This window comes from Streptococcus oralis, assembly GCF_004127215.1.
Lineage (GTDB): Bacteria > Bacillota > Bacilli > Lactobacillales > Streptococcaceae > Streptococcus > Streptococcus oralis_BD.
On record NZ_QEWJ01000019.1, the window covers coordinates 1 to 11,565 of the forward strand.

The 11,565-nt window shown below is 41.7% G+C and carries 9 protein-coding genes, 1 other RNA gene and 3 pseudogenes; 3 read left to right on the forward strand and 10 right to left on the reverse strand.

Features of this window, described 5'->3' with window-relative positions; translation table 11 throughout:
- The 8 genes and pseudogenes from DF216_RS10140 to DF216_RS10175 all read right to left on the reverse strand — a co-directional run.
- Positions 1 to 116 (reverse strand): annotated as a pseudogene (locus tag DF216_RS10140) (transposase); the annotation flags it as partial.
- Between the two features lie 70 nt (positions 117 to 186).
- Entirely contained in the window at positions 187 to 876 is a 690-nt protein-coding gene (locus DF216_RS10145; RefSeq protein ID WP_129326765.1) for a response regulator transcription factor, read from the reverse strand.
- A gap of 11 nt (positions 877 to 887) precedes the next feature.
- A complete protein-coding gene (gndA, locus tag DF216_RS10150) occupies positions 888 to 2,312 on the reverse strand; it encodes an NADP-dependent phosphogluconate dehydrogenase (protein WP_000158772.1) in 1,425 nt (474 codons plus the stop codon).
- 75 nt (positions 2,313 to 2,387) lie between these two features.
- Positions 2,388 to 3,854, reverse strand: coding sequence for a cell division site-positioning protein MapZ (mapZ, locus tag DF216_RS10155; protein ID WP_129326766.1), 1,467 nt, complete (start codon positions 3,852 to 3,854; stop codon positions 2,388 to 2,390).
- Positions 3,855 to 3,866: 12 nt separating this feature from the next.
- Complete coding sequence (locus DF216_RS10160; RefSeq protein ID WP_129326767.1) at positions 3,867 to 5,024, reverse strand: THUMP domain-containing class I SAM-dependent RNA methyltransferase; 1,158 nt, start codon at positions 5,022 to 5,024, stop codon at positions 3,867 to 3,869.
- Positions 5,025 to 5,107: 83 nt separating this feature from the next.
- Positions 5,108 to 5,489: RNase P RNA component class B (gene rnpB, locus DF216_RS10165), an RNA gene on the reverse strand.
- A 23-nt stretch (positions 5,490 to 5,512) separates the two neighbouring features.
- Positions 5,513 to 5,839, reverse strand: coding sequence for a cell division regulator GpsB (gene gpsB, locus DF216_RS10170; protein WP_061454052.1), 327 nt, complete (start codon positions 5,837 to 5,839; stop codon positions 5,513 to 5,515).
- Between the two features lie 67 nt (positions 5,840 to 5,906).
- The gene (locus DF216_RS10175; RefSeq protein WP_129326768.1) at positions 5,907 to 6,434 is read right to left on the reverse strand and encodes a DUF1273 domain-containing protein; all 528 of its coding nucleotides are present in this window, start codon (positions 6,432 to 6,434) and stop codon (positions 5,907 to 5,909) included.
- Between the two features lie 65 nt (positions 6,435 to 6,499).
- Between DF216_RS10175 and recU the strand changes: the two genes are divergently transcribed.
- Positions 6,500 to 7,096, forward strand: coding sequence for a Holliday junction resolvase RecU (gene recU / locus DF216_RS10180; protein ID WP_061454050.1), 597 nt, complete (start codon positions 6,500 to 6,502; stop codon positions 7,094 to 7,096).
- Positions 7,093 to 9,245, forward strand: a pseudogene (gene pbp1a, locus DF216_RS10185) (penicillin-binding protein PBP1A). Before recU ends, pbp1a begins: the two are co-directional and overlap by 4 nt.
- 261 nt (positions 9,246 to 9,506) lie before the next feature.
- Here pbp1a and DF216_RS11185 read toward each other — a convergent pair.
- Positions 9,507 to 10,279 (reverse strand): annotated as a pseudogene (locus DF216_RS11185) (transposase).
- Between the two features lie 268 nt (positions 10,280 to 10,547).
- Between DF216_RS11185 and rfbD the strand changes: the two are divergent.
- Positions 10,548 to 11,402, forward strand: a complete 855-nt coding sequence (gene rfbD, locus DF216_RS10195; RefSeq protein ID WP_129326769.1) for a dTDP-4-dehydrorhamnose reductase — start codon at positions 10,548 to 10,550, stop codon at positions 11,400 to 11,402.
- Positions 11,403 to 11,469: 67 nt separating this feature from the next.
- On the opposite strand, the gene DF216_RS10200 is transcribed toward rfbD, so the two are convergent.
- The coding region (locus tag DF216_RS10200; RefSeq protein WP_164979025.1) for an IS3 family transposase at positions 11,470 to 11,565 on the reverse strand (96 nt) is incomplete at its 5' end.

Below are 11,565 nucleotides of genomic sequence, written 5' to 3' on the forward strand. Positions count from 1 at the left end.
ATCATGTACCTAAGATTAGAATTGTTTATCCCAAACTTATTTGAAAGTTGCTCTAAGCTATATCCTTGTTTTCTAAGTTCATAGATCTGAACTTTATCCTCATAACTCAATTTCATAATAAAACACCCCAAAAGTTAGATTTTTTCTGTCTAACTTTTGGGGTGCAGTTCAACTGCAACTGCTTTTCTATTCTTGCATGGTATACCCAACACCACGCACAGTTTTAATGTAGCTTTTTTGACCTTTTACATCAAGCTTGCTACGTAGATAACGGATATAAACATCCACGATATTGGTTTCTGTCGCACTTTCGTACTTCCAGACACTTTCCAATAACTGCTCACGAGTCAAGACTTTCTTGCTTCCCATGAGAGTAGCCAAGAGGTCATACTCACGGCGCGTCAGAGCAATCATCTCCTCGCCACGATAAACGGTATGATGTTCTACATCCATACGTAGGTTGCGGTAAGACGTTGGAGCCTTCATCTGACTACAGTGTTGGTCAATGAAGTCCCGACCTCGGAAAATCGCTGAAATACGAGCTACCAGATTATCAATAATCACTGGCTTATAGATGTAAGAAACGGCGAAGCGCTGGATTGTCTCAATCTGGTCTTGCAATTCTTCTCGATGGTCCAAGACCATGATCACTGAGGCTGGCTTTGTCCGACTCAGCTTGTCTGCAAAATCCTGGGCCGTCATATCCCCCAGATGAGCATTCAGTAAAATCAAGTCATAGTCCGTCTGAAGAGCCATGGAGAGGGCTTTTTGTCCCTCCTCTACCTGATCAACACGGTATTGCTCTTTTTGGAGTTCCAGACTGAGAAAATGAGCTAGATTTCGTTCTTTCTCAAGTAATAAAATCCGTTTCCCCATGGCAGACCTACTTATTTTTCGTCATACCAAGAGTAGTGGAATGTTCCTTCTTTGTCTTTACGTTGGTAAGTGTGGGCACCAAAGTAGTCACGTTGTGCTTGGATTAAGTTAGCTGGAAGGTCAGCTGAACGGTAGCTATCAAAGTAAGTGATAGCTGCTGAGAAGGTTGGTACTGGTACACCAGCTTGAACAGCAAGAGCTACGATATCACGCACTGCTTGTTGGTACTTAGCAGTAACATCCAAGAAGTACTCATCCAGGAGAAGGTTAGCAAGGTCTGCATCACGGTTGTATGCATCTGTAATCTTTTGCAAGAAACGTGAACGGATGATACAGCCATCACGCCAGATAGATGCGATGTCCGCAAATGGCAAGTTCCAGTTATTTTCTTTAGAAGCTACACGCAATTGAGCAAAACCTTGTGCGTATGAAATGATTTTTGAGAAGTAAAGAGCTTGACGGATCTTTTCGATCAACTCTGCCTTGTCTCCTTCAAATTTGAAGGCAGCAGGTTTTGGAAGCACCTTGCTAGCATGCACACGTTCTTCTTTGTAAGTAGAGATGTAGCGTGCAAATACGGACTCAGTGATGAGTGACAATGGCACACCAAGGTCAAGTGCTGATTGACTCGTCCATTTACCAGTTCCCTTGTTACCTGCAGCATCAAGGATGTAGTCTACGATTGGTCCGTCTTGGCCTTCATCGTCTTTACGGCTCAAGATATCAGCTGTGATTTCGATCAAGTAGCTGTCTAATTCGCCCTTGTTCCACTCAGTAAAGATTTCAGCCATATCTTCTGCAGAAAGACCTAGCAAGTGTTGCATGAGGTCGTAACTTTCTGCGATCAATTGCATATCACCATACTCGATACCGTTGTGGACCATTTTCACATAGTGACCAGCTCCATCAGGACCGATGTAAGTCACACATGGTTTGCCATCTTCTGGTGCTTTGGCTGAGATTTCTTCAAGAACATCCGCAACCAATTCGTAGGCTTCTTTTTGTCCACCAGGCATGATAGAAGGTCCTTCAAGGGCACCTTTTTCACCACCAGAAACCCCAGTACCGATAAAGTTGATGCCTGAGTTTGCCAATTCTTCATTACGACGGATTGTATCTTTGTAGAAAGTGTTCCCTCCGTCGATCAAGATGTCACCCTTGTCAAGGTGTGGAAGAAGGGCTTGGATAGTTGCGTCTGTACCAGGTCCAGCTTGAACCATGAGCATGATACGACGAGGTTTTTCGATTGAGTTTACAAAGCTTTCCACGTCATAGCTTGGCACAAAGTTCTTTTCAGGATGGCAAGCAATCACATCTTCTGTTTTTTCTTTACTACGGTTGTAGATAGCAACTGTGTAACCACGAGATTCAATATTTAGGGCAAGGTTACGACCCATTACGGCCATACCTACGACACCAAAGTTAGCTTTTGTCATGTGACACTCCTCTTGTTTAATATGTTTTATTTTATCATTTTTACCTATGAAAGGAAAGAATTTTGTAACGATTGCTTAGTAGTCCAAATCATCTGCATGGCCAGAAGCATTCCCGACAAAGTAACCCGTCTTACAGTTGAGGGTGAAGAGATAGGTTCCATCTGGTTTGTAGAGGTTATAATAACCATTTCCGTTTACGATATTGACCCGTTCTAGGATATATTGGTTGCCTGTGATATAACCGCGAGCACGTGATGTTGCTAGGATTTGTTCCAGAACACCATCAGCAAAGGTCCAAGCAGGGTTGTTGCTATCGTCTACAGCTGATTGGTTGTATGGTACACGGCTGACACTTCTTTGAAGGTTGACGCCATCGCTAGACAGGCCTCCGTTTGTATCATTACTAGCTGGGGCAGTTGGAGCACTTGATGCAGAACTAGATGATGCAGACGAACTGCTCGTACTACTATCAGTCGTTGCGCTTGAACTTTCCTGACTACTGCTACTTGAACTTGAACTAGAGGCACTTGTTTGCTGACTCTTACCAAGGCTAATGGCCTTATCTAATAGTTTATCTAGCTCTGTATTTCCCGTTTTAATTTCTGCAAATTTAGCATTTGCCTTGATTTTTGCATTGGTATCCAAGACACCGTCAGTAATTGCAGGAGTCTCAAACTGGGCATTGATATCTTGGATAGCCTTGATTTGAGTTGCTAGGCTATCATACTTAGATTTTGCAAGTGTATGCTCTCGGCTACCTTCAAGTTTATCTAACAAGGTCTTTAGTTGATCCAGCTTATCAAACTGACTATTTTTCAAAGCTGTTTTGTTAGCATCCGTATAGAAGGCATCATAGAGGGTATTAAACTCTTGTAGGTCCGTTTGTGTTTCTTGATTGTTAGAAGACGACTGAGAAGACTGGATAGCTTGGTTAGAGCGAGCTACTTGGCGATAGATATAGTAACCACCTGCCAGGATAAGGACTGCAGCTAAGGCCGAACCGATAACAAACACGCGCTTCTTTTTAGAATTAGAAGTTGTTTCTGATTCTGCCTGAGCTGAGCGGGAAAGTAGAGCTGTCTCTTCCTCTTCTTTTTCATCAGCAACCTCTACTGGCGCTTGCTTTTCCAACACAAGCGACTCCAAGTCTTTGTTTTCTTCTCCTAAAGGAGGCAAAATCACGTCTGAGCTTGTAGTTTCAGCTGAATCTGACACCGTTTCTTCTGAAACTGTCTCGGGTTTCTCTATGACTGGCGCCGATTCTTCAGTGATTTCTGGAACTTCCTGTGTCAATTCTTCTTGAGCCTGAGCTGCTAGTAGTTCTTCTTTTTTAAATTGACGTGTTTCAAACTTATCCGCCTCGATTTCCTCGCGGTGTTGTTTGATATATTTATCCAGAATGCTGTCTTCTGGCAGAACACCCGCTTCGACTTCTTCATTTTTACGAATGACTTGACCAACTGTCAAATCTTTAGCCTCTCCAAAATCAAATTGGGCTTCTTGTTGCTCATGATTCTGCTGATCCTGTGTTTTGTTACTCATTTGTCTTCCTTTCTATTTCAACTCTTGGCGTTTGACACGCTGACCAAAGTATTGATACAAATCCACTTTCAAGGTCCCGTTATACAGTTTTCGTTTTTTATCAGCTGGACTTCCGTACTTACTTTCAAATGCTTCATCACTCGTCAGGATAAATTTACTCCAGGTTTTCAGTGGCGCAAACACCTGTCCCATCTCAGCATAGAGCTTGGTAACTCCTGCATCATCAGACAAACGCTCCCCATATGGCGGATTGGAGATGATGACACCATTTACCTTGTCTGTGCGCAAGTCTTGTACCCGCATTTGCTTAAAGGTGATATCGCCTGCCACACCTGCTGCTTGGGCATTTGCCTTGGCAATTTCCACCATACGAGCATCAATATCACAGCCCATAATATCCAGTTCAAGTTCATGGTCAATTTTCTTGGCAGCCTCGGTACGCACTTCTTGGATTAACCGATCGCTAACCCAGTTCCATTCCTCAAAAGCAAAGGAACGGCGAAGACCAGGAGCCATCTTTTTAGCCATCATAGCCGCCTCGATACAGAAAGTCCCCGAACCGCAGGTCGGATCGATCAAGGGCTTGTCTGGATACCAGTTAGAGAGTTGTAAAATGGCTGCTGCCATATTTTCCTTGATAGGAGCTCCACCCTTTTCCGTACGATAACCACGCTTAAAGAGGCTAGAACCTGTCGTGTCAATCATGACTGTTGCCACATCTTTCAGGATGGCTACCTCGATCTTAAACTCGGGACCAGTCTCCATCAAGGGAACTCCTTCTGGACGGGCATAGTGTTTTTGTAATTTCTTCACAACAGCCTTCTTAGAAATAGCCTGAACACTGGGCTCGTTGTGGAGTTTAGACTTCACACATTTTGCCTTTGATATCGGGAAGCGTGCTCCTAGCGGGAGATAGTTTTCCCAATCTAGAGCAAAAACACCTTGAAAAAGCTCTTCAAAAGTCTTAGCAGGAAAACTTCCGACTACAATCTTGATGCGATCCGCTGCACGAAGCAAAAGATTGGTCTCGATGATTGCCTTCACATCTCCTTGAAAGCGGACACGCCCATTTTCAACCTGGCAATCATAACCAAGGTCTCGCACCTCACGTCCAACGACAGCCTCGAGACCCGCCGCAGCAGTTGCGATTAAATTAAATTGTTCTTTCATTTCTAGTCTTGCAAGACCTTTCTCTTGTTCACTTTAAAAAATGAGGTTGAGAAAGATTTCTCAGCCCCAACCTATATGCAATTTTCTATAAGCCATGTTTTGTTCCAGAAGTGACTAGGACCACTTCCTTCGATAATCATCTGTCTACCGCTAACAGCATAAATCTGCTAGCAGTCAGAGTACTACGTTCGTTTCCGTGCACTCCATGCCCCGACCAAAATTTGGGTTGCTAGCTTGAGGGGTTTACCGCGTTCCACTCTCTCTGTTTCCAGAAAGACTCCGTCACTGTGGCACTTTCAAGCCTATTCTGACCTATCCGAAGACTTAGCCATTTCGACTGCCGTAACGATTTCTCGTCCCTAGGCTTATGGATTCGCCTAGCACAAACACTACAGGCATCACAGCCTGTGCTAGCATGGACTTTCCTCATGAAAAGAGAACCTCTTCACGCGATTATCCAAAAATTGCACTCATTCCTTAGTCAATTATCAATCTTGGTTGTCTAAGATTTGCTTACCAAATACTTCTTTTTCGAGACGATTTAAGCGTTTCAAGATATCAAAATTTGTCATCGAGGTAGTGCTCGTCATTTCGATAGAATCCGGCTGAGTCGGCGTTGTCTGCGATTTATGAGACAATTCCTCCTTCAAATCAGCAATCTCCTGACGAAGAGATTTAACCAAAGCTGCATAGGTTTCATAGTCCTTAATCACATCATCCAAGAACTCGTCCACTTCTGCCTTACTGTATCCACGAACTTCACGTCCAAAGTCCTGTTCAAAAATATCTTTCGCTGAAAAAATAATACTTGCCATCTCTATCTCCATTATCAGTTGCTAGTATTATTATATAAAAAAACAAACAAAAATCAAGGTCAAAGCCTCAATTTTCGGGAAAATTTTCTGCCAATTCATTTAAGTCCTCAAATGTTAATCTTCTTGTAACATAGTTTTCTTGATTTTTCATCATTTGGTAAAAATAGCTTAACTTGCTTTCCTTTTCTTCGTCATAAAAGAGATAGCATCCGTCCGTATTTTCCAGCAAGAATTTCTGATAATCACGCAGTTGTCCCTTATGCTCATAGTGTGGATAGGCGTATTTAACGAAATCAACTTGTGTAAATTCACTTAGTTTGACCTGATTAGCCTCATTCCAATTACTTCCATGAGTTTCGAAATCGAAAATCGTTGCAAGTTGAAATCCATAGTCTGCTTTCATATCCCGAGCAACTTCTAGCACCCAGTATTCAAAACCCAGAGCCCCTGTAAAGACAAGCCAAACCACTCCATCCTCAGCTAGGCGTTCTAAGTCTCGTCGGATAGCCTTTTTTATGATTTCAAGGCGGATATCCTTATCATTAAACAAACCCAAATCAAAGGCAGAGTAGCCCAAAATTAAAACCGTTGCCATTTTTAACCTTTCTTTGTAATTTTATGATATAATGAAGTGATGTTATTGTACCAATAAGGAGAACCATGGTCAACTATCCACATAAAATTTCATCACAGAAAAAGCAGGTCTCCCCTTCACAAACAAAAAATTTCGCAAATCGGGGAATGTCTTTTGAAAAGATGATCAATGCTACCAACGACTACTATCTGTCACAGGGAGTGGCTGTTATCCACAAAAAACCTACCCCCATTCAAATCGTACGTGTTGATTATCCCCAAAGAAGTCGAGCCAAGATCGTTGAAGCCTACTTCAGACAAGCCTCAACTACAGACTATTCGGGAGTTTATGATGGATACTACATCGACTTTGAAGCCAAGGAAACCAGACAAAAATATGCGATTCCGATGAAGAATTTTCATCCTCATCAGATTCGTCATATGGAACAAGTCCTTGCCCAACAAGGTATCTGCTTTGTCCTCCTTCACTTTTCTTCTCAGCAAGAAACCTACTTATTGCCGGCCATTGACCTCATTCGTTTCTATCATAAGGATAAGGGACAAAAGTCAATGCCACTTGGATATATTCGAGAATTTGGATATGCAATCGAGCCAGGTGCTTTTCCTCAGATTCCCTATCTCGACGTTATCAAAGAACACTTACTAGGTGGTAAAATAAGATGAACAAACAAACTATCCTACGAATAGCTAAGTATGTAAGTATCTGCCTTTTGACCTTATTTATCGCAGCTATTATGCTAGGTGGAGGTCTCTTCCTCTACTATGTGAGCAAGGCTCCAGCCCTATCCGAAAGTAAACTAGTCGCTACAACGTCTAGTAAGATTTATGACAACAAAGACGAACTCATCGCCGATCTTGGATCAGAACGACGTGTCAATGCACAAGCAAACGAAATTCCGACAGAGTTGGTCAATGCCATCGTCTCAATCGAAGACCATCGTTTCTTCAATCACCGTGGAGTCGATACCATTCGTATCCTCGGTGCCACTCTACGAAACCTTCGTGGGGGGGGGGACTTCAGGGGGCTTCAACCCTGACACAGCAGTTGATTAAATTGACCTATTTCTCTACTTCAACTTCTGATCAGACCCTTTCACGTAAGGCTCAGGAAGCATGGCTTGCCGTTCAGCTCGAACAAAAAGCAACCAAACAAGAGATTCTAACTTACTACATCAACAAGGTCTACATGTCAAACGGTAACTACGGAATGCAGACAGCTGCTCAAAATTACTACGGCAAAGACCTCAAAGATTTAAGTTTGCCCCAATTGGCTCTCTTAGCCGGAATGCCTCAAGCTCCAAATCAGTATGACCCTTACTCACATCCAGAAGCTGCTCAAGAACGCCGAAATCTCGTTCTCTCTGAGATGAAAGGGGAACATTATATTACTGCCGAGCAATACGAAAAAGCTATCAACACCCCTATTACTGATGGTCTCCAAAGTCTGAAGTCAGCTAACACCTATCCACCTCACATGGATAATTACCTCAAAGAGGTAATCGACCAAGTTGAACAGGAAACGGGCTACAACCTTTTAACTACAGGTATGGAAGTTTATACCAACGTTGATTCCAATGTCCAACAACGTCTCTGGGATATCTACAATACCGACGAATACGTTAATTATCCAGATGATGAGTTGCAAGTAGCTTCTACCATCGTTGATGTCACAAACGGAAAGGTGATTGCCCAGCTAGGTGCTCGCCACCAATCAAGCAATGTTTCCTTCGGTATCAATCAGGCTGTTGAAACCAACCGTGACTGGGGTTCTACTATGAAGCCTATCACTGATTATGCTCCTGCTTTGGAGTATGGTATTTATGACTCTACGGCTGCAATGGTTCGCGATGTTCCCTATAACTATCCTGGAACTGACACCCCTGTCTACAACTGGGATAAGAGTTACTTTGGAAATATTACATTACAGTACGCCCTACAACAGTCACGAAACGTGCCAGCTGTAGAAACGCTCGATAAGGTTGGACTAGATCGTGCCAAGACGTTTCTAAATGGACTAGGCATTGACTACCCAAGCATACACTATGCTAATGCTATTTCAAGTAATACAACCGAATCTGATAAAAAGTATGGAGCAAGTAGTGAGAAGATGGCTGCTGCTTACGCGGCTTTTGCTAATGGTGGTATCTACCGTAAACCAATGTATGTCAACAAGGTCGTCTTTAGCGATGGTAGTTCAAAAGAATTTTCTGACCCTGGTACACGGGCTATGAAAGAAACTACTGCCTACATGATGACGGAGATGATGAAAACTGTCCTAACCTATGGAACTGGTCGTGGTGCCTATCTCTCATGGCTACCACAAGCTGGTAAAACTGGTACATCAAACTACACAGATGACGAGATTGAGAGATACATTAAGAACTCTGGATATGTAGCTCCTGACGAAATGTTTGTCGGCTATACTCGTAAATACTCAATGGCTGTTTGGACTGGTTATTCTAACCGTCTCACTCCTATCGTTGGGGATGGTTTCTACGTCGCTGCTAAGGTCTATCGTTCGATGATGACTTATCTTTCTGAAGATGACTCCCCTGGTGATTGGACCATGCCGGAGGGTCTCTATCGAAGCGGAGAATTCATCTTTAAAAATGGAACACGCTCTACATGGACAAATCCATCTCCCCCACAGCGTTCTATCCCTGAAACCTCTACTTCTGAAAGTACATCGCAAACTACTACGACTCCCCCAAATACAACTCCAAACACGAGCAACAGTCAGCAACCAAATTCACCTCAACAAAATACAAACCCTAATCAACAAAATCAGGCTCCTCAAACAGGACAGCCATAATAAAAACAACCTCCTGAGAATATTCTTTCTCAGGAGGTTTTAGCTATTGGCACTCGATAGTTACATAGTATAGCGGTAAACCTATTAGATGGGATTAGTACTCAACTTATCTGTATTATTTTGCTACAATTTCAATTTTACAAATTGGGTAATTTTTCTTCTGTCGAATCTCTCTTATACTAATGTTTAATTTTTCTCTCTCTGTCATTAGAGTTCTATCTAATCTCCAGAATCAAGCACTATTTTATCTATCTTGAATTGTCAAATTAAGTGCACATTTTCTTCATAGAAAACTTCATAAGCTATTTTCCGGTTAAGACACTTTCGTGGCCTATTATTTAGTTTGTTCTCCCACAGCTGAATGATTTGATCATCAACCACTGTAAGATCCCTTCCTTTTGTAAAATAGACTTCAATTTTTAATTGATCACTCAATTTCTAATGATAGGTGAGTTCTTTTCCTCTATCTGGAGTGACGGTTTCTTTCGGCAAGGGCTCTAACATTTTTACCATAGCTTCTATTACCAACTTACTTTTCTTGACATCTACCTTCTGGATTTTTAGAAAACGAGAATAGCGATCCGTTAGAGTCACTAAACAAGCTTTTCTAGTTTTCCCACGATGGCGGAGCTTGCGAATGACACTACGAGATAGTGAGCTATCATCAAAATGCTCTCTGTAAATGGCCTATAAATTGTTTGATAACTGATAACAGCTTTACCATACTCTAATCGAAACCGACCTTCCATTTCTTCAGGAGACCATTGATAATTGAGAAATAGATGTTTGACGGTATTGCTTAAATTGTGATCTATTTCAAGTATCCATTTCCGCCTACAGTGTGATTTAGCAATATGGTAAGATTCCTGTGCTTTGTTGGGAGAATAGATGTTTTCTTTCGTATGACGTTTCCACTCGCGACTAATGCTGGAAGGATGATGAAGCAACTTAGAAATTTGAAAAAAATTTAGGCCTTGCATACGGTAAATGAGGATACTTTCACGATTGTCTATGGTGAAATGATGGGAGCTCATAAGATTTCCTTTCGTAACTAGTTCGTTCAATTCTATTTTACTAGAAAATCTTATGAGTTTTTTATTGTGCATTTAATATTGTATATTCAAGACACATAAACTACTACAACATTGAATTCTGAATTTTTGTTGATATACCACATTATAAATGTTATTTAGACTCTATTCTTAATTACTTACACTTTTGTATTTAAAATATTGAGTAAATAGAAGATTTTTTATCACTTTTTTGCTATGATTAAATAGAAGAAAAGAGAAGGAGAAGACAATGATATTAATTACAGGTGCAAATGGTCAACTCGGTACCGAACTACGTTATTTACTAGATGAACGAAATGTGGACTATGTTGCAGTGGATGTGGCCGAAATGGATATCACTAAGTCTGAAATGGTTGAAAAAGTCTTTGCTGAAGTTAAGCCAACTCTAGTCTATCATTGTGCAGCCTACACTGCTGTTGACGCAGCTGAAGACGAGGGGAAAGAACTTGATTTTGCCATCAACGTAACTGGAACTGAAAATGTAGCCAAGGCCTCTGAGAAATACGGAGCTACTCTAGTCTATATCTCGACAGACTATGTCTTTGATGGAAAGAAACCTATCGGACAAGAGTGGGAAGTCGATGACCTACCTGATCCGCAAACAGAGTACGGACGTACCAAGCGAATGGGTGAAGAACTCGTTGAAAACCTTACGTCACAGCATTACATCATCCGTACTGCTTGGGTCTTTGGAAATTATGGTAAGAACTTTGTCTTTACCATGCAAAATCTTGCTAAAATCCATAAAACACTCACAGTGGTCAATGACCAACACGGTCGCCCAACCTGGACACGTACCTTGGCCGAATTCATGACCTACTTGACTGATAATCAAAAAGAGTTTGGTTACTACCATTTGTCAAATGACTCCACTGAAGATACCACTTGGTATGACTTTGCTGTCGAGATTCTTAAAGACAGTGATGTCGAAGTAGTGCCAGTGGACTCTAGCAAGTTTCCTGCCAAGGCTAAACGTCCACTCAACTCAACTATGAGTTTGGCAAAAGCAAAGGCAACAGGTTTCGTCATTCCAAGCTGGCAAGATGCACTGAAAGAGTTTTATAAACAAGAAGTAAAAAAATAAAAGCTTACGACATGCTAAAAAGCAAGAGACTCTGAGTGTACTGACCCCAAAAAGTTAGACAATTAATTTATCCGAAGGATTTAGTTCTGTATTGCACAGGACTGAGTCCTTTTAGTTTTATCTTAATTCGTTTATTGTTGTAGTAATCAATGTAGTCCACAAT